At 43.2% G+C, this 20,244-nt stretch carries 15 protein-coding genes; 10 read left to right on the plus strand and 5 right to left on the minus strand.

Annotated features, from left to right (window positions below):
- Nucleotides 1–80 precede the first annotated feature (80 nt).
- Nucleotides 81–731, minus strand: a complete 651-nt coding sequence (locus AC3RCI_RS16490; RefSeq protein WP_492529927.1) for a GntR family transcriptional regulator — start codon at nucleotides 729–731, stop codon at nucleotides 81–83.
- Between the two features lie 292 nt (nucleotides 732–1,023).
- Here AC3RCI_RS16490 and garR point away from each other — a divergent pair, with 292 nt between their 5' ends.
- From garR to AC3RCI_RS16510, 4 genes are all read left to right on the plus strand, one after another.
- Nucleotides 1,024–1,932 carry a 2-hydroxy-3-oxopropionate reductase gene (gene garR / locus AC3RCI_RS16495; RefSeq protein WP_492525552.1) on the plus strand — a complete coding sequence of 303 codons (909 nt, stop codon included), beginning with the start codon at nucleotides 1,024–1,026 and terminating at the stop codon, nucleotides 1,930–1,932.
- Entirely contained in the window at nucleotides 1,919–3,361 is a 1,443-nt protein-coding gene (locus AC3RCI_RS16500; RefSeq protein ID WP_492525554.1) for a four-carbon acid sugar kinase family protein, read from the plus strand. The genes garR and AC3RCI_RS16500 overlap by 14 nt, the downstream gene beginning before the upstream one ends.
- Nucleotides 3,362–3,484: 123 nt before the next feature.
- Complete coding sequence (locus tag AC3RCI_RS16505) at nucleotides 3,485–4,804, plus strand: gluconate:H+ symporter (protein ID WP_492525556.1); 1,320 nt, start codon at nucleotides 3,485–3,487, stop codon at nucleotides 4,802–4,804.
- A gap of 216 nt (nucleotides 4,805–5,020) precedes the next feature.
- Complete coding sequence (locus tag AC3RCI_RS16510; RefSeq protein ID WP_336781785.1) at nucleotides 5,021–6,382, plus strand: TolB family protein; 1,362 nt, start codon at nucleotides 5,021–5,023, stop codon at nucleotides 6,380–6,382.
- A gap of 407 nt (nucleotides 6,383–6,789) precedes the next feature.
- Here the strand turns inward: AC3RCI_RS16510 and AC3RCI_RS16515 are convergent, their stop codons facing one another.
- A complete protein-coding gene (locus AC3RCI_RS16515; protein WP_492525558.1) occupies nucleotides 6,790–7,560 on the minus strand; it encodes an alpha/beta hydrolase in 771 nt (256 codons plus the stop codon).
- Nucleotides 7,561–7,683: 123 nt separating this feature from the next.
- Here AC3RCI_RS16515 and AC3RCI_RS16520 point away from each other — a divergent pair, with 123 nt between their 5' ends.
- The gene (locus AC3RCI_RS16520) at nucleotides 7,684–8,301 is read left to right on the plus strand and encodes a TetR/AcrR family transcriptional regulator (protein ID WP_336781787.1); all 618 of its coding nucleotides are present in this window, start codon (nucleotides 7,684–7,686) and stop codon (nucleotides 8,299–8,301) included.
- Nucleotides 8,302–8,655: 354 nt separating this feature from the next.
- Here the strand turns inward: AC3RCI_RS16520 and AC3RCI_RS16525 are convergent, their stop codons facing one another.
- A complete protein-coding gene (locus AC3RCI_RS16525; protein ID WP_492525560.1) occupies nucleotides 8,656–9,882 on the minus strand; it encodes a multidrug effflux MFS transporter in 1,227 nt (408 codons plus the stop codon).
- Nucleotides 9,883–10,771: 889 nt separating this feature from the next.
- Between AC3RCI_RS16525 and AC3RCI_RS16530 the strand changes: the two genes are divergently transcribed.
- The 3 genes from AC3RCI_RS16530 (at nucleotide 10,772) to AC3RCI_RS16540 (ending at nucleotide 14,265) form a co-directional block, all read left to right on the plus strand.
- On the plus strand, nucleotides 10,772–12,376 hold the full coding sequence (locus tag AC3RCI_RS16530; protein ID WP_336781789.1) for a type 2 periplasmic-binding domain-containing protein: 1,605 nt from the start codon (nucleotides 10,772–10,774) through the stop codon (nucleotides 12,374–12,376).
- 93 nt (nucleotides 12,377–12,469) lie between these two features.
- A complete protein-coding gene (locus AC3RCI_RS16535) occupies nucleotides 12,470–13,360 on the plus strand; it encodes an ABC transporter permease subunit (protein WP_154894007.1) in 891 nt (296 codons plus the stop codon).
- A 14-nt stretch (nucleotides 13,361–13,374) separates the two neighbouring features.
- Nucleotides 13,375–14,265 carry an ABC transporter permease family protein gene (locus AC3RCI_RS16540; RefSeq protein ID WP_154894006.1) on the plus strand — a complete coding sequence of 297 codons (891 nt, stop codon included), beginning with the start codon at nucleotides 13,375–13,377 and terminating at the stop codon, nucleotides 14,263–14,265.
- 39 nt (nucleotides 14,266–14,304) lie between these two features.
- Here AC3RCI_RS16540 and AC3RCI_RS16545 read toward each other — a convergent pair whose 3' ends face one another.
- Together AC3RCI_RS16545 and AC3RCI_RS16550 are read right to left on the minus strand one after the other, a co-directional pair.
- The gene (locus AC3RCI_RS16545; protein ID WP_492525562.1) at nucleotides 14,305–16,002 is read right to left on the minus strand and encodes a cache domain-containing sensor histidine kinase; all 1,698 of its coding nucleotides are present in this window, start codon (nucleotides 16,000–16,002) and stop codon (nucleotides 14,305–14,307) included.
- Between the two features lie 62 nt (nucleotides 16,003–16,064).
- Nucleotides 16,065–17,699, minus strand: a complete 1,635-nt coding sequence (locus tag AC3RCI_RS16550; RefSeq protein WP_492525564.1) for a helix-turn-helix domain-containing protein — start codon at nucleotides 17,697–17,699, stop codon at nucleotides 16,065–16,067.
- A 282-nt stretch (nucleotides 17,700–17,981) separates the two neighbouring features.
- Between AC3RCI_RS16550 and AC3RCI_RS16555 the strand changes: the two genes are divergently transcribed.
- Nucleotides 17,982–18,884 carry a dihydrodipicolinate synthase family protein gene (locus AC3RCI_RS16555; RefSeq protein WP_492525566.1) on the plus strand — a complete coding sequence of 301 codons (903 nt, stop codon included), beginning with the start codon at nucleotides 17,982–17,984 and terminating at the stop codon, nucleotides 18,882–18,884.
- A 984-nt stretch (nucleotides 18,885–19,868) separates the two neighbouring features.
- The gene (locus AC3RCI_RS16560; protein ID WP_492525568.1) at nucleotides 19,869–20,243 is read left to right on the plus strand and encodes a MerR family transcriptional regulator; all 375 of its coding nucleotides are present in this window, start codon (nucleotides 19,869–19,871) and stop codon (nucleotides 20,241–20,243) included.
- Nucleotide 20,244: the final 1 nt, after the last annotated feature.

Consider the following 20,244-nt stretch of genomic DNA (forward strand, 5'->3'; position numbering starts at 1 on the left):
GCCGGTAACCTTCTGAAGGTCACCGGCGTTTTCGTTATACCTCTTCACTCTTACCCTCTTCACTCTTACCCTCTTGCCTCTTACTGATCACTCATGACATGGAGATAAAAGTTCAGGTCGTTTTCCAGGTGCTTTTTCATCAACTCTTCGGCTTTCTCGCCGTCTCTGGACTTGATTGCATTGTAAATTTCTTCATGCTCATCAATCAGATGAGGACGATTGTAGATGACAACGGTTTTCCTGAACAGATAAATAATAGCCTGCATCCGGTCTATAATATCGATCATGAGCGGATTATTACTCGCTTTTACAATGTCATTATGGAAGCTTTCATTCGCGGACATAATCTCATCCTTGGTCCCCGATCTCCCGATTTCCACATACTTGTACAGTTCCTCAATCTCGTTGTCTTTCAGGAAATTCGCCGCGCATTTAGCTGAATACCCTTCCAATAATATCCGAACATTGAACAAATTACGTAAGTCCTTTTCCGTTGGCTTAACCACTTTCTTTTGAACAATTAATCCTTCGTTCTCCAGTTTTCGTATAGAATCCCTTATGGGCGTTCTGCTAACTCCAAGCTCTGCCGCTAGTTTCTCTTCAACGATCTTTGTACCGCTAGGAAGCTCACCGTTTAAGATCTTGTCGCGGAGAATTTCGTAACACTGATGATACGCCGGTCGTGAGCTATTATTGTCATGCACTAACTTCACCTCAGTTTCATTTCTCATCATAAATATAGTACCAAATTATGTTCATAAAATCATTCCAATAAACGATGCCAAGCATTAAAAGTATACGTTAATTCATTAATTGTATACATTTTTATATTTAAATGTATACAATTTTTAATTTTTAGTATACAATGAAAACGCAAACAACGATGTAAGCGGTTGCTGAAGCAATCATTTTATATTCCGTAACTCAAGTTCACTTCAACGTTGTTTGAATCTAATCTGTGTACAGCATCCAATTCATAGGCATATAAGCCTTTCTTAGAAAAGTTATTAGGAGGAAAACATCATGGCAAAAAAAGTTGGCTTTATTGGACTCGGCATCATGGGGAAACCGATGGCTCTAAACCTCAGAAAAAAAGGACACGAACTAACCGTTAATGATCTGAATCAGGAAGCGGTTCAAATATTGGTAGAATCAGGTGCAGCTGCAGCTTCCTCACCTAGAGAAGTCGCTGAAAACTGTGAAATCATCATCACGATGCTCCCTGCATCCCAACATGTGCAAGCTGTTGTTTTGGGGGAACAGGGCATTTTATCCGGAGCCAAAGAAGGCTCGATTATTATCGATATGAGTTCCATAACTCCTGCTGTTTCCATTGCACTTGCTGAAGAAGCAGCGAAAAAAGGCGTCGGCTTCTTGGATGCACCCGTTAGCGGCGGAGAACCTAAAGCGATTGATGGCACATTAGCCATTATGGTGGGCGGTAAAGAAAACGTATTCGAACAAGCCAAGTCCGTATTGTTTGACTTGGGAACGGCTGTCACCCTAGTTGGAGATAGCGGATGCGGAGTTACAGCGAAGCTCGCGAACCAAATCATTGTTAACTTGAATATTGCTGCGATGTCCGAAGCCCTTGTCCTGGCTGCCAAAGCGGGCATCGATATTGAGAAAATGTATCAGGCAATACGAGGCGGATTAGCAGGCAGTGCTGTTCTGGATGCCAAAGTTCCGCTCATTCTGGACAGAAACTTTGCCCCAGGAGGCACGATTGCGATCAATATGAAAGATATTACGAATGTCATGGATACAGCTCACGAGATTGGCGTACCTCTTCCCCTTTCCAGTCACCTGTTGGAAATATTCCATGCCCTAAAAGTTGACGGGAAATTAATGGACGACCACGGTGGGATCGTACAGTACTATGAAAAATTAGCAAATGTCGAAGTTAGGGGTCTTAACCATGAAAACAACTAACCGGTCTGTTGAAGAAGTGTTCAGCAACATTCCTTCTGTAGATACCAGCCTTGTCCATGAAATGATCGATAAAGAGCTTCAACGCTTTACCCACAAAATTATCGTGCTCGATGATGATCCAACTGGCGTACAAACGGTGCATGGTGTATCGGTCTATACGGATTGGTCGTTGGAAAGCATCGACAGTGGTTTTAAGGAAGAGAATTCGATGTTCTTTGTTCTCACCAACTCACGTGGCTTTACAGCTGAGGAAACGACAAAAGCACACCAGGAAATTGCTGCAAATATCGTAGCAGCTGCCAAGAAAAACAACCGTGAGTTCACCATTATTAGTCGTGGAGATTCCACACTTAGAGGCCACTACCCGCTGGAAACGGAAGTATTGAAGGATACCGTTGAAGCCCAGTCAGATATCCGATTTGACGGTGAGATCATCCTTCCTTTCTTCAAAGAAGGCGGACGATTTACAGTTGATAATATTCACTATGTTCAATATGATACGGAACTGGTTCCTGCTGGAGAAACCGAATTCGCCAAGGACCGCACCTTTGGTTACACCAAGTCCCATCTAGGTGAGTGGGCTGAGGAAAAATCGAATGGTCGGTATAAAGCCGAACACATGACTTACATTTCGCTTGAAAGTCTGCGTGCCATGAACATGGATCTGATTGAACAGCAGCTGTTGAACGTTGATGATTTTAACAAAGTTATTGTGAATGCGGTTGACTATGCCGATGTACAGATCTTCACCATTGCTTTAATTCGAGCCATCAACAAAGGTAAACACTTTATGTTTAGAAGTGCTGCTGCCCTTACGAAGGTCATGGGAGGCGTCAGTGACAAAAGCCTGCTCACTCGTAAAGAGATGATGAGTGATCACACAAATCATGGCGGATTAGTCATCATCGGATCCCATGTTAAGAAAACAACGGAACAGTTTGAAGAACTGAAAAAGTCCGGTGCAGTAGAATTTGTTGAATTTAATGTTCATCTTGTTCTGGAGCCCGATCAATTCGAGAACGAGCTTAATAGAGTTGTGGAGACTACCAACCAATTCATTCTTCAAGGTAAACATGTGGCTGTCTATACCCGAAGAGAACGCTTGGATCTTGGAGAAGACAGAAAAGAAGAGGAATTAAAACTTTCCGTCAAAATTTCGGATGCCGTCACGAGTATTGTCAAACGCTTGGAAGTAAGACCATCGTATATCATTGCTAAAGGTGGAATTACCTCGAGCGATATTGGAACAAACGGCCTTGAAGTAAAACGAGCTACCGTTGCTGGACAGATTCGTCCAGGTATCCCCGTGTGGACAACAGGCAGTGAAAGTAAATTCCCGGGGATTTCCTATGTCATCTTCCCTGGTAACGTCGGGACCAAAACGGATTTGAAAGAAGTCGTTGAAATGTTGAGTTCGAAATCATTCTAATTCAGTTTAGTATGGCCAGACTGTAAGGAGTAACACTGATGAATAAATATAACAAAAATCAATCGTGCACTCCTTACATTGTGGTCTCTTTGATCAAGCCAATATAGAAAAGAGGACAAATACATGCCAATTATCTCTGTTACCATTGGGGTCATTTTACTGCTCATATTAATGATGGCTTTTAAGTTAAACGCTTTCATATCACTCATTATTGTATCCCTGGCGGTTGGCGTACTGGAAGGAATGACACCGATTCAAGCTGTCGAATCCATCGAATCCGGTCTGGGTGGAACGCTCGGACATTTAACGATGATTATTATTTTCGGAGGTATCCTCGGGAAACTAATGACTGATTCCGGTGGTGCGCAGCGTATTGCGACAACCATGATCGGTGCATTCGGTCAAAAACGGACTCAGCTAGCGGCAGTTATTACGGCAGCTATTGTTGGAATCGCTTTATTCTTCGAAACAGGGGTGGTGGTATTAATTCCATTGGTATTTACCATCGCGAGAGCTGCACGTGTGCCAGTTCTGTATCTGGGAATGCCCGTTATTGCTGCGCTGATCACCATGCACGGATTCGTGCCTCCGCATCCTGGACCAACAGCGGTTGCTAACGTTTTTGGAGCCAATATCGGATTAACGATGATCCTGGGTATAATTATTGCGATCCCTGCCTTTATCCTTGCGGGTCCTGTTTACACCAAGCTGTTTAAAAAAGAAGCATTGCAGATTGATATCCCTAAAGGTCTATTTAATCCGAAGGAATTCAAAGAAGAAGAACTTCCTAAATTCGGAATCAGTCTTTTTACAGCTCTTCTACCGGTCATTTTGATCGCACTTCAAACCATTGTTGAGATTTTTGCTCCTGAATCAGCAATTTCGCCAGTAACGGACTTTATCGGTAATGCAAACGTGGCTCTGTTAATTTCAGTTGTTGTGGCTATCTTTACTTTCGGGTTAAATCTGGGCAAAAAAATGCCTGAGATTATGACCTCACTGAGCGATTCTGTAAGCGGGATCGGAATGATCCTTTTAATCATCGCTGGTGGTGGTGCATTTAAGCAGGTTTTGATCGACAGTCATATTGACCAATATATTTCTGATCTCATGTCAGGCTCGACCCTTTCTCCACTCCTGTTAACCTGGCTGATCGCAGCAATCTTAAGAATTGCTGTCGGTTCTGCAACCGTAGCCGGTATGACAGCAGCTGGTATAGCCGCACCTCTGGTTGCTGCAACGGGCGTAAGTCCCGAATTGATGGTTCTCGCAGCGGGTGCCGGTAGCGTCACCTTCTCTCATGTCAATGATGCAGGATTCTGGATCTACAAGGAGTACTTCAATCTTAGTATCGGTAAAACGATAAAAACCTGGTCGGTCATGGTCACGATAATCTCACTTGTGGGACTTGCAGGTGTTCTTATTATGGATATGTTCATGTAAATCGTAATTACGTAACCAAGTAATAAAGGCACGTTCTTATCAGAACGATGCCTTTATTTTGTGATCATACATTGAGAAGGCCATTGATATGCCATGTGCCTGTTATCTGTATTTATGTCCTCAAGCTTTATAACATAAGGTACGATAATAAATAATTCGCCCATTTTCCATTCTTGAATATATTGTAGGAATTCGAATGGAAGGACGGATTGGCATATGAATCGTACTGATCGTGAAGCAATCCTTTTTAATTCTAATGTTGGGGGTGGTTCGTACGACATTTGGCTATATCACGTATTAACAGGTCGGACCATGAAGCTAACCCAGAATCTTGGTGAAGAATATTCAATTCCATATTGGTCCCCAGATCTTCAGCATATCGCCTTTATCGGCAAGAATAATACTGTGATGGTATTGAATCTTAACAGCAGAACATGGGCACAGATTGATCAGATTGAACCTTATACTTTACTGAGCTGGTCACCGGATAGTCATTACTTGACTTATGTAAAGGACCATCGGATTGTAATCTACAATATCTACACGCATATCAGCGGCTCGATCGTTCAATATGGAGTCACCGATGTTCAATGGTTTCCCTCTGGAGAAGCTTTCCTGTATGCAGCACCGGATGAAGCAGGCATCACTCAATTATATAAGATCAACCGGGATGGCATGAACAAACAGCAATTAACGCGTAATACGGAGGGGCCACTCCACAATGTCAGAATATCTCCGAATGGAGAGTTTGCTCTGTATACATCCCCAGGGGCCAGCATTTCCTTAATCACTACCGTGAATTTATCAACAGGAGTAAGCACCCAACTCCAAGGTGGACCTCAGGCCAAGAACTATTTTCCCGAATGGTCTCCAGACTCTACGACAGTCGCATACAGCGCCACAGATATTGTGAACAATCAATACGTTTCATTCATCCAGACTGACAGCCGAGCTGGCGGGCAGCAAAAAACATGGGCGGTCTCCACCTGTTTCTCCACCCCGCTTAGTTGGTCTCCGGACGGGAAACGACTTGCATACTTATCAGGATGCAGCAATCAAGAACGAGCAGACGAAATTTGGGTTATTGATTTAGATCACCCTAATCATCCGACTAAAATTGTTGAAGCCAAGTGGATTACATCTCTAGCCTGGTCACCACAATTCGATGAACATGATTCCTATAAATTATACCTAAACCAGGTATACAAGGTATCCTTCTATTATCCGCAAAACTGGCGCAAAGTAACCGAAGAACGATTCGAAGGATGGGACGGATTTTTTCAAATATCGGCCATATCTTCGGAAGAGGAGCTTCACGCAGTATGTAGAGCGGAAGCCTTCCATGTCCTGCAACCCTATGGAACCAATCCTCGAATCTTCCCGGCATTGGTTCAAGCACAGGAAGCCTGTTTCATATTCCCTTCTGAAGACCAACCCGTAGAAATGAGAAATCAGGCGGCACTTATTGTCAAATACCCTACTCCTGTTGTGATTCAAGGAAGTACGTATTCCTATTTCATCTTGTGGGCCGATCAGGATCACTTAATCTCACTGGTAAAGACTTTGACTTTCATTTAATCGCAAAAGAAAAGCCGCCTTGAAATAGGCGGCTGTTTTCTGTGAGGCATGTGATATGATCTACCTTGTGTACCTTTCAATATCGTTTATCTCCGAATGCGACTCTCTTCGATAATGATCTTCGTACTGACGAACATCATTCTTCAATTTTATTACGAATCCCCATCCCATTAAGGCAAGTAATAGTACAGTAATCAAGGCATAAGCGAAACTGAATAAATTCATGAAAAAATTAATAAATATTGCGCCCAGCATGAATCCCAAAATCCATAAAACCCATTTTGTGCTCTTTTTCAACCATCTTCCTCCTTGAGTCGATTCCTTATTTTCCCTTCTATGTATCATAGTACATACGAAGGTAATTATAAATAGTTTCAAATCAAGAATTGAAGATTCACAACTAGATATTAGCGATTTATCAAGTTAAACCATCCTTCGAGTCCAGCTACTACTTCCTCCAATTGCTGTTGCTCCGTGATTGCTGGTGCATGATCTCCTTTTTGTTCCCCGTACGAACCGAACTGTCCATGATTACCGCCTTTGATACTTAAATATGTCGTGTTTTGCGGAAGATTTATTTTGGATTCTTCCCATCGTTCGAAATTCAGTACTCCATCATCTGTACCTGTGATCTGTAATGCGGACAAGTCTGTATCCTTTAAGCTTCCACTCTCATCGGCGTAGGACGCTAAGTAAAAGACACCTTCTAGCGTGTCTGTATGCTGCGCAGCATACCGTGATGCAAAGACGCCTCCTAACGAATGTCCACCAATTACAAATGCTTCGTCAGGATGTTCCTCAATAAAAGAATCCGCCTTGTTTCCCCCAAACATGGCCAAATTGAAAGGCATATCCGCAATATAAACTCTATGTCCTTCTTCTGCTAACTTTCTGGCAAACGGAGCGTAACTGGTTGGTTCCACTAGACCTCCCGGATAGAAAATGATGTTGGGTTCCACGATCTCTGTACCCTCCGGTTCAAACCGAAAGCCATTTTTGATCTTATTAATGCTAACCTGACTATCCGGGTTCATGGCTGCTACGGCTCTTTCCGACGGACTATACGTGACGGATTGGAGATAAACGAAAAGTCCAATCACAACTATAATTACGGATAGACAAGACCAAATGAGTACCTTTTTCCACTTGTTACTGCGTTTTGCTGTCTTCAACTTCATTCCACCTTTATTCATTACTCGTTTTAGTTTCATATAAATTATACTTACCGGTAAGTATAATTACAAGTTGATTTTGCTTATGAACGAGGTTTGTCATAAAATATTCATGGAGGAGAGTGTGCAATGCCAGATAAATCACCCAAACGTTTACCCGGAAGACCCAAGCAAGCGGATACCCAAATTTCCGTGCAGCAAACGATCATTTTAACGGCTTCCAAATTGTTCATGGAATACGGCTACGAAACTGTCACGCTCCAACAAATTGGAAAACGATGCAATGTGTCTAAGCCGACCATATACTATCACTTTGCTAGCAAGCCTGAACTTTTTAAGGTAGCTATGATAACCATGTTCCAGAATGTACGCCGAGTAACTTCTGACTTTCTTGATCATGCTGAACATCTGGAGGATGGACTTATACGGTTGGCCGAGGCCAGGCTGGCAAACCCGCATGCAGAGGTTGAAACCATGATTAGAGAAGCTGAGCCTTTTCTTGAGAAAAATCAAATTCAGGAAATTAGAGAAGCCGAGGCTCGAATTCATGAGGTATTGGCGACCCATTTCCAATTGGCCATGGACGAGCAAACTCTCCGCGAAGACGATCCCATGTTCTTAGCTGAGACTTTTTCGACCCTGATGTTAATGGGGAATCGGGAGAACACCACGCAAAAGTATGAATCTAATCTTGCACTGGGCCAAAGGTTAGTAGGTATCTTTCTGAGAGGTGCAAAATCAACTTAAGTTTTTATTTCTCAGTGTAATTATGTTTTTTTAATTTCCTGAGGCAACTATTGCAGATCATTTCATAAACTGCATTATTATATTGTTACCCGCAGTCGAGCTTGATGCTTGGCTGCAGTTTTACATACTGTGTTGTAGTAAAAGCCACGAACAATATAATTACCTTACTTTATGCTTATAGATGAATTTTCAATTCTCTGATTATTTATTGGAGTACGTTTCTTTAGAGGTATAGCTATTCGTACACGTTTTTATTCCTGCATCAAATTTGGGATCTGGTCCCTATATATATAAAAAAAGCCGCTAAATGGTATTAGCGACTTTTCGAAGTACATTGTTTTAGGACTCGTATAACTACATGTTAAGATCGGACTGAACCTCTTGAGTATGATCGGGTACCTTTCTAACGAGTACGAAGTAAGTGATAATCGCAACAATACTCGTCCCTAACAAAGTAAGGCCCAATGGAACAGCCGTGTCTTCACCGGCAATCCCCACCAACGGAGCGACCAACGCGCCAAGCAAGAAGGGAACAACCCCAAGTAATGCTGCGGCACTTCCGGCACTTTTGGCTTGACTCTCCATGGCTAGTGGAAATGCTGCTGTTGACGTAATCCCGATAGAACATACAAAGAAGAACAGCGGTATAACCAGAGCAAACAGAGGGCCATGAGCCAGAGTCACCATCAAGGCAGCAATACTTGCCACTAGCGCAAGCCATAGTCCCGATAATAAGAGCGTCTGCTCAGAGATTCGCTGTGCCAACCGGCCTACAAGCTGAGAGCCGATAATCAGGCTGATCCCGTTGGAAGCAAATAATATAGCAAAAACCGTCGGCGTGACTCCATATATATTTTGATAGATAAAAGGTGTGCCTGCTACATATGCAAAAACTCCAGCCGTCATAATTCCCTGTGCCAGCATGTAACCTACGAACTTCCGGTCTCGTAGAAGCTGTCCATAGTTTCGCAACTGAAGTTTGAAGTTAGGAGCAACGCGTCGTTCCGGCGGATTCGTCTCTTTCAGACGCCATTTGGTCATTGCCCATAAGAAAACTCCCAGAACGGAGAGTGAAATGAACACACCAATCCATGTCGTAAATGAAAGAACGCCACTGCCTGCGATCGGTGCTGCCAAAGGCCCCAAATTTCCTACGAGCAGTAATAAGGAGAAAAACTTGGTAAGCTCATGTCCACTGTAAAGGTCGCGAGCTATCGCGCGGGAAATAACGATCCCTGCTGAAGCCGAGAAACCTTGAGTGAAGCGAAACAAAATCAAAAGACCAATATTCGGAGCGTAAGCGCACGCCAATGAACAAATGATATAGGCGGCCATGGCGATCAGTAACGGTGTACGTCTTCCATAAGCATCGCTCAGTGGTCCCATGACTAGTTGTCCCGCACCCAGCCCTAGTAAGCAAGCAGTAAGACTGAACTGAACAAATGAAGCGTTCGTGTTGAACGTTGCTGCAATCTCAGGGAATGCTGGTAAATACATGTCGATCGTGAATGGGCCCAAGGTTGAAAATAAACCCAATAATAAGGCCAAGCCTGCAACATTCCATTTGTTGCTTTTAATCATTGATCCATACCTCTCTCTAAACATTACTTTAAACCTTTAGATAGTATAGCTCTTAGAGTTAACTTTAGGTCAAGCTATATTTGAACGTTCATGATTCAATCGTTGTACGAACTGTTATTCGTTAGCCACCCTTCATGCATTAAACCAAGTAAAATAAAACCGTAAACCATTTTAGATTAACGGTTTTTAATCATTTACTATTCGTTTGACATAACCTTTAACCACAAACAACACAAAAAAAGCCGCCCATATAAACGGCAGCTCCGTTGCTTCTATTTCAATATAACGTTGGGACCGGAGAACAATTGTAGGAACGAATCTCACTCAATCCAATTGAATACTGATTCCATCTCCCGCCAAAAAATCTGTAGCCATAGGCTCTGAATTCACCGACCGCTGTCAAGAAAAACCAAAAGTTGTCTCCATTCCTAAGCCACATATACGTGAAACGATTAATGCAATTTTGAAGTCCCAAGGGATTAGCAGGATAGGGAAAAATGGATTGTGGGTATGCCATATTTACAGATTCACTCCTTATAGGTAATTGACCTAACACCACTTTATGCCCAGCGTTACGATTTGGGTTGGGTGTAAGCCCGGGAGATCAGCTGATTTACATCATTGAATTTGCTTTGATTTTGACTTATATGAATCGCGCACTCCTTCTGCTTCCGTATTGAAAAAACCAAAACCCAATTCCTGAGTAAAAAAAGGTTTAGGCATAAGTAAAATAAGTGCACGTTCCCTTCTTCTCCATTCTCCTATCAGCTTCAAAAGTAAAAAAACGAACGCGTTCTCGTCAATAACTTTGATATCGCGTTATCCCTTTCTAGATTACAATATTTTCAAGAATAGATTTGCGAAATATTGCTAATAAGGGGGCAAAGAAATGAACAAGAAAAGCAAATTGGTCATGTTGTCATTATGCATCTCATCCTTATTACTGGCTGCGTGCACGAGTGATGGCAGCGCCGGGAAAAGTCCAACGAACAACGACTCAGAAACCAACGAGGCTGGAACGGTAACTATTCACACGGTAACCTCTGAATACACCTCGGCCAAATACCCCAAGGGTGACGATATCACCAACAATGTGTGGATCAGGAGATACAAAGAGAAACTTAATATTGATGTAAAAACAGACTGGGTTAGTGATGAATACGAGACCAAACTGAATCTGGCCATATCATCGAACGATCTTCCTGACGTCTTTCGGGTGAACCCTTCACAATTACGACAGTTAATTGAAGCAGATATGGTCATGGATCTTACAGATGCATTTGATCAGTACGCCTCCGACCGCCTCAAAGGATATATGAAAGCGGATGCAGACAGCTTCGAATCGGGTAAAAAGGACGGCCAATTGTACGGGATACCCCAAATGCACTGGGGTTTAATTGATCAACCGGACTTCGTCTGGATCAGGAACGACTGGAAGGAAGAACTGGGGCTCGAAGATCCCAAATCCGTGGCAGACATCAAGAATATCGCACTGAAATTTATGGAGAAGCACGGTGGTTATGGCATGGCGGTAGATCAATCGCTGGATTATCTGAATCTGCTCGCCATCGCATGGAACGCCCATCCGGATATTTGGATCGAGGATAGCAGCGGAGAGCTCGTATATGGCTCAATTCAACCGGAGATGAAAGCAGCACTGGCTGAATGGGCCGAATGGTATAAGCTTGGCATCATTGATCCGGAATTCGCGATCAAAGACTTTAATGCCATGAATGCCGATATTGTCGCCGGCAAAGTGGGCATGCAGCCTTACTATCAATGGTGGGGCTATAACCCTGGAGTTGATACGGTAGCCAATTTGGGCAAGGACGCTATCTTCTATCCGTATATCATCCCCACAATCGACGGTAAGGAAGCGAAACAATCGATCTCTTTCGCGAACGGCAACTATATTGTCATGAAAAAGGGATTTGAACATGCTGAAGAAGTCATTAAAATCCTGAACGACTATGCTTATATCGTTGATGAAGGCCAAGGCAAGGAATCGAAAGAAACGTTATCCGCCTTACTGGACAACGATATCGCTCACGTGGTTGGAGCTTTCCGTGTACTTAATCCGAACTCCGACTATGAGCAGTTTGAGGCGGTATCCGCTGCGCTTCAGTCCAAGGACACCAGCGGGCTCACCACTTCGGGAATGTGGCAAAAATATAACAACAGTGTTGAATTCATGGAAAATGCAACGCCAGGAGCAGTCGGTGACTATTTACAGCAAGGGGCTCCTAAGAATGCTTATGGTCTTGCAAAAAAAGTGCTCGATAGCGAGAACTATGTCAAGACAGGTTTATGGGGAGTAACCCCAGAAGCGCTGGCGAGCTACGGCACAACTCTGGATGATATTCTGACCGAAGGATTCACCAAGATCATTATGGGTACGGAAAGTATCGATTACTTCGATGTGATTGTTCAGAACTGGAGAGCTGCCGGCGGGGATGAAGCGACTCGCGCAGTCAATGAAGCTTACGGGAAATAAATAGGTTTGGTAGCGGGGATGAGGAATTTTAACTTCTCTCCCCTTTTATTTTGCCGGAGATTCGATCTTATTACCGTGAACGGAGGAAAATGAATGCTGAGAAAATTAAAGCAGCAGAGTCCCTACCATTTAATGTTGATACCTAGCCTAATTTTGGTTTTCATCTTCAGTTACATCCCATTCTACGGACTCGTTATTGCCTTTCAGAAATACAATCCGGGGCTGGGGTTCAATTCTCCATGGGTAGGATGGGACAATTTCACGCACGTGTTTAATCAGCCCAATTTCGTTAGGACGATCTGGAACACACTGTATATGTCTGTCTTCAAGATTATAGGCGGCATTATTGTGCCTGTTATCTTCGCCTTACTGCTAAACGAGGTCGTAAGAAGCGCAGTCAAACGCACGTTCCAAACCCTTGTTTATATCCCCAACTTCCTCTCTTGGGTCATCATGGCTGGAATTATGCTCGATATTCTTAGCGCCGACGGCATCGTTAATTCGTTTTTAGGGGTATTCGGGATAGAGAAAATCTCATTTCTAGGCACACCATCCATTTTTCCGTGGACCATGATTATAAGTGATATCTGGAAGGGCTTTGGCTTTGGTACCGTTGTTTATCTGGCAGCCCTGACAAGTATTGATCCCGGGCTATATGAAGCCGCTGTGATTGATGGAGCCAAACGGTGGAAGCAGACCATATATATTACTCTGCCGCTTCTTATGCCTACTATTGTGCTGATGACCGTATTATCGCTTGGAAATGTACTAAATGCCGGTTTTGATCAAATTTATAACCTGTACTCCCCTGTCGTTTATCAAACAGGCGATATTATTGATACCTATGTGTATCGTTTAGGGATTCAACAGGCGCAATATTCCATCGGTACCGCTGTCGGATTATTCAAATCCATCATTTCCACGATACTGATGGCCCTATCTTATTTCCTGGCGTATAGGGTAGCAGGCTATCGCATCTTCTAAGGAGGACTATCACTATGATCAACGATAATAGTATAGGTAGACGTCTGTTTCATATCATAAACTACACCATATTAATGATCATCTCTCTACTATGCATTCTGCCATTTATCAACCTGCTGGCCGTTTCATTTAGCAGCAGTGCGGCAGTGTCTGCAGGCAGTGTCACCTTCTGGCCCGTAGAATTTACGACAAAAGCGTATGAATTTGCATTATCCGGCGGGGCATTTTATTCTTCCCTTTGGGTAGCCGTCAAACGTACACTGCTCGGAACACTCGTTAATCTTGTCCTGATTGTGCTTACAGCGTATCCGCTCTCAAAAACGAAGCAAAAATTGATGGGACGTAATGTATATATGGGATTTTTCATCGTGACCATGTTATTCAACGGAGGATTAATCCCAACATATCTCGTGGTGGTCAAAATGGGACTGATCGATTCGATCTGGTCACTGATATTACCTGGCGCTCTACCAGTCTTCAGTATGGTCATTCTCATGAACTTTATCAGAGGATTGCCAGAAGAGATTGAAGAATCCGCGATTATCGATGGTGCAGGTCCTTTACAAGTCCTTGTCCGTATTTTGCTCCCCCTTCTTAAACCTGCTCTCGCAACGGTCGGGTTGTTTAGTATCGTTGCCCATTGGAATTCCTGGTTCGACGGTATTATCTATATGAACAATCCGGCCAATTATCCGTTACAGAGCTATCTGCAGACGCTCCTGCAGAGCTTTGAACAAATCATGCTGAAATCAGGCTCCGATTACACTCAACTGCTCTCCATGATGAATGCCAGAACCGGACGCGCCGCCCAGATGTTTTTGGGTGCCATTCCGATCTTGCTCGTTTATCCGTTTCTCCAGAAGTATTTTACGAAGGGTTTGGTACTTGGTAGTGTTAAAGGGTAACGTAAGAGGCTTGCAGGATCACCTGCAAGCCTCCTTTTTTTAATCAGGTACACTCGCAATAGCAGGCAGCAGGATGGAGAAAATCGTACCTTCTCCCACCTTACTCTCTACCCGTACTCCATAGGGTTTGCCAAAATGCAGTTGAATGCGCCGCTGCACATTATGAAGCCCGATTCCATTAGAACCATTGCCCGGATCGACCCTTCCTTCCATAAAACTCCGAATGGCATGATGTTCCATACCGACACCATTATCACAGACTTCTATTGAAATATTATCGCCCTGCGGCTGAATACGAATCGTAATTACACCGTCTTCTTCGATTTCGGCTAAACCGTGAAAGATGGCATTTTCAATAATGGGCTGTAGAATCATCTTGGGCATAAGATAATCCAGCAGCTCATTTTCAATCTCATATTTCATCTGAATAGACCCGTAATATCTGACGTTCTGTATGGTTGCGTAATTCATGATATTATCCACTTCCTCGCGAATGGTTACCAGAGTTCCATCCGACTTGGTCGCATAGCGAAGCATCGATATGAGTGCATCTGTCATTTCCACGATTTTATCTGCTTGCTGCATGGATGCAATCCATTTTACGGATCCAAGTGTATTGTACAGAAAGTGAGGGTTGATCTGATCATGAAGTGCTCGCATCTCGGCTGCGGCTTTCTCTATTTCTTCTTTTTGCATTCGCTCCACCATACGTTTCAGTTCATGCGACATCTTATTGAAGCGAACCGACAAATGTCCGATCTCGTCTCGAGATCGAACCTCTTCAACCTGTTCAAACTGTCCTTTTTCAACCAGCGCGATATTACGCAAAAGTTTCTTAATAGGACGTGTGATCACATGCGAGAGAAAGATCGAAATAATGGCAGCAAACAGTGACATGACGATAGCCAGCATGATGAGATTACGACCTAGTATTTTGCCATCCGCAGTCAGCTCATCCAAAGGCATATATAAATAAGTGGTCCACTTTTGCTGACTAAGTGGGCTGGTTACGACAATATTCAATGATTCTACTGGACGAACGTTGTCACGGAACAAGGTCCCTATCAGCTGGTCATTTACGTTGTATACAATTTTGTCATCCTCATCGACGATCATAAATCTGGAGCGAAGCCCTTCCTGCAAGTTGCGATTAACGATCTCTATAAATCTAATATCGATGCTGACCACGATAACTCCGAGCAGTTTTCCATTGGTCACATCATGAATCTTGCGTGCGTGTGAGACGGCCAGAATTTTATTTTCCAATTGCTTATCAATCCTGGTGGTCAACGTAATCGTTCGATCATTGGAATGCATAAACTTTTTAAACCATAATTCGTTCGCCATCTTGAAGTTGGGGTCTATGGGCTGGTGTGGACTAACGAACAGATCCTGTCCTCCGTTCAAGTTATAGAGGTAAATGGAAAATACGCGATCCTTCATCATGATGTAATTCATTAGAAGATTATAGGCCGCAATCTCATTCTGCTCCGTACCATCCCGCAGGAAATCCTGTATCGGAAAGCTTCCATCATGTGTCGCAGACAAACTGTCGTTAAGACCATTGCTGGCCAGCAGCGAGATTTTCTCGATTTCTTTGAGAAACTCGTCAATGCGAATATTGGTCTGCTTGGCCAGATCGCTCAGCAGCTTGGTATAATTCTGTGCCAACAAGCGTTCAGAAGAGTAATATGAATTGATGGTCATCACGAATACCGGAAGGATGATCACTGTCATACAAATCACCAAAATTTTGTACTTGATACGGAAGAGCCCTGCACGCTTCATATGCTGCACCTCTATTCACGGGATAACCTGGACTCCATCTCTAGCTCACGGTATTCCTCTGGAGTTACACCTACTACCTTTTTGAAAATCTTACTGAAATACGTGTAATTGTGGTATCCCACCGTATCTGCGATCTCATATACTTTTAATTCGCGGCTTAATAGATAAGTCTTGGCATGTTCGATTCGAACCCGTGTCAAGTAGGAGATAAAGTTTTCTCCTTTCTCCTGCTTAAACAATCTGCTGAGATACGACGGGTTCACATTGATCTGGCCAGCTACGCTTTGCAAAGAAATGTCCTCGGCATAATACTTGTCAATGATCTGAATGGCCAGATCTGCATACGTAAGCTCCTGCATGATTTGGGAATCGGCTTGGAAGCAATATGCGATATGAGTCAGCATTTCCTGATGAATGTCCTCCCAATATTCTCCTCTTAGAACCCTTTCATAGGGCGACTCTTCTTTTAAATAAGGCTTGCTGCCTCGAGTATCGCGTGTCATATGGGAGTGGAGCATTTCCATTACCGTGATATATTGCTTACGAATACTGTTCTCATCCCCCCGCTTTGCTTCCAGATCCGATCGCACCATTTCAAGAAACTTCTCCGCCTCTTTGACGTCCTTGCTTACCCACAACTTATGAATGTCTTTTTGTTGCTGCGGACTCAGTATCCCATTAATTTCGTATCGTGCCGGAGCTTGAGCCAGATTCTCGTAAAACAAGACCTGGTTGCTGCCTGTGAAAAAACTCTCCCTTAGTGCGGATTCCGCCTCTTGACATGCCTTCCTAAGAAAGCGAAATCCGGAAACCGTTGTACTTACACCAGCGGTTAGCGATAGATTCATAAAATCCTTGATCGAGGATAGAAGCTTATTGCACAGTTTATTAATGTCGACCTGGCTGGACCCACTGCCAGAAGGGAGATTGACGATAACCCAATATTCGGATGAACTTTCAACTAAAATCTCCTTGTTCCACTTGGATGGAATGATCTCTTCCATAATATTCACGATCGAAAAACGGAGCAGCTTCTCTCCTTTCTCAATATATTTCCTCTTCACTTGCTCGTAATAGTTCACGACAAACTTGATCACCACAAGCCTGTCAGACCTTATGCGAAAATGCAGCTCTTCGGCTTTGGTAATCATATCTTTCTCACTTATGAATCCGCTTACAATATCCTGGAAGAAACTATCCTTGAGATGTCTTAAACTCTTCGAATAATCATGCTGCACAAATGGTACATTTGTCAGACTGTTCTGTTCGCTTTGCAGTTTTTGCCTGATTTTCGTAAGGAGTTCGATCAGGGATGTTTCTGTAATTTCACTTTTGATCAAATAATCTACAGCACCCAGCTTTAATGCTTCCTTCACATAATGGAGTTCATCAAAATTACTCAGAATGACATACTTGCAATTTTTCAGTACGAAAGACGCTTCTTTTATAAGCTTCAGACCATCCATAATGGGCATCTTGATATCCGTAATGATCAGATCTGGAGAAGCTTCGAGTGCGAGCTCCAGACCTTCCTTACCGTTTCCTGCTTCACCAACAACACAAAAGTCAAACTCCTCCCAGTTCAGCATGGAACGAATTCCAACGCGCATTAACAATTCGTCGTCCACAATCATCAGTTTATACATGAGAACCCCCAGTTTACGTTATTTCGTGATGAACCCTATTCTATTGATTTTGCTGAAAAATGCGAAAGCCCTGGAGCTTTTTAGCTATTTTACCATTGCAAAGTGAACGAGCCTATCTCCTTCAGAACTAAAAATGGTAGTCCATATGTAAAGCCAGGAGCTTATCTACTCTCCAGTCTAAATTGGCCCAATAAACTTTATGCAAATTGGCTCTGTTGAATCATCCAATTTGGCTCATAATTTGATGTAATTCGATATTTACAACTTTGAGGAGTGAAATGAATGTTTCATGGACTAGCTGCTTTTCCCCTGACCCCTATGAATGAACATCAAATTAACGAGAAAGAATTGGTGAATCTAATTGAGCGCTTGGTTACTGCCGGAGTCTCCTCTATCGGAGCTCTAGGATCCACAGGAAACTATGCTTACTTGAACCGCTCGGAACGTTTTCGGGTCTTGCAGCTTGCTGTTGGTGCTGCGGATAGCATTCCTGTGATGACAAGCATTAGTGCAATACGCACCGCAGATGTGCTTCAGTTAGCAGAAGATGCACAACGAGCAGGCGCTCAGGCAGTCCTGCTTGCTCCTGTTTCGTATCAGACATTGACGGAGGAAGAAGTCTACTCCTTGTATGAACACGTTACGGCCTCACTCTCTGTTCCACTATGTGTGTATGACAATCCAGTTACTACCCATTTTCATTTTACGGATGAACTACATGCACGAATTGCGGGACTCCCCCGTGTACAATCCATTAAAATTCCGGGCGTTCCCAGTGATTCAGAAAAAGCAAAGGAAAGGGTGAACAAACTTCGTGAACTTATTCCATCCCATGTTACGATCGGAGTAAGCGGAGACCCATTTGCAGTTACAGGCCTAAAGGCAGGTTGTGAAGTATGGTACTCCGTTTTGGGTGGCTTATTTCCCAAGCTATGCTTGAGAATGACTCAGTTTGCTCTGGAAGACCGAGCTGTGGAGGCAGATGATTACTCGGTTCTGCTCGAACCGATCTGGAAGCTATTCCGGCAATATGGGAGTCTTCGAGTCGCTGCTGCAGCTGCAGAAATTATTGGTTTGACTTCAGGCCCTGGCCTCCCTCTTCCCTTACAGCCACTTCACCCCACAGCAAGAGATCTGTTGAAGCCCGTACTTGCGGAGATTGAATCCTTGGAAAATTCTTTTTAAAGGCTCCCCGGTAAACAAAGACAATGGAGCACCTGCCGACTGACAAGCTGCTCCATTGCGGCTTTCTTTTCTTATCAAAAGAAATGATATTCAATACGATTGATCCCCAACCGCAAACTTGTAAGATTTTGAACTTTAAAATTGATTGGAATAGCATCATCTACAGTCCCAGTTCCTGTAGTACGGCCACCTATGGACGAACCGTTAATTTGGTTATAAACAGCTAAGTAATAAACTATATTACCTGAAAGAGGAGTCTTGACCATCAAAAGCAAGTGCCCCAATGGCCTGATTATTTCCGCTCCCAGCATTAAAAGGGATTAATGTATCGATGTCTCCTATTTTGAGAGTTTCAATAAACGGCGAATCGGCGCCAGCAACTCCAGTCGCGCCCGTTGTTCCGGTAACTCCTTGCGCACCGGCTGGACCGACACTCCCGGTTGCTTCTTTATCTCCTTTTATTCCTCTATATCTCTGTGATCCTCTCCAACTTCTACATCCTCTTTTGCACTTCTGCTCTTCTTCTTATTATATTTTTTAGAACATGCATCCCTACTACAGTAAGCGATAGCTTGCCTTTTTCGGTTGCTGTCGCAAGGAGTTTTCTTTTATGCGAGTAATCTGATTGAGGTCCAATGAAAAGGTCAACTTCAACACACCTCCTTATGCCTAAGAAATGCGGTGGTTGAAAACTGGGACTAGGTAAACTAACCAATATATAGCCTATCGTCATCTAGACAAGTGCTCATAGTAACCAAATCCCCCAAGCAGGCTAAGCCAAATACAGAAAATCTCAAAAGACAAAACTATGTATAACAGTTATCATCTTAAGTCTATGATCTAATAATTTCAGTAAAGGAGTTATCTCCCTGCTTTCGGGCAAACGATTATTTTGTTAGTCTACGATTAACTTGATATATTTATATGAAGAGCCACGTGGCAACTATAATAATAAGCGGAGTACAAGTTTGTGAGGTGAAGCACGTGTATACCATAAGTGAAATGCAATCTATATTGAATATCATTGCTTCGACTCTCAGATATTACGAAAAAGAGGGGATTCTCCCCGAAATTGAACGTAATGATGCTGGAAGACGAGTTTACAGGGAAGAGCATCTACTGCTTATGAAATTTCTCCTCTGCTTAAAGGAAACGGGAATGAGCATTGAAGACCTGAAGGCCTATATGAACTTAGGCTATCATGTGGAAACTATGCTTGAAGACCGAAGAGATATTTTAATCAAACACAAAAAAAGTGTAGAGCACCAGATCGACCAAATCCAATCCAATCTAGAACGCATCAATCAGAAAATTGGATTCTATGATGATTTGATTTCGAAGAAGAACCTTCCCGAGTGAG

It is taken from the genome of Paenibacillus sp. MT124 (genome assembly GCF_058792755.1).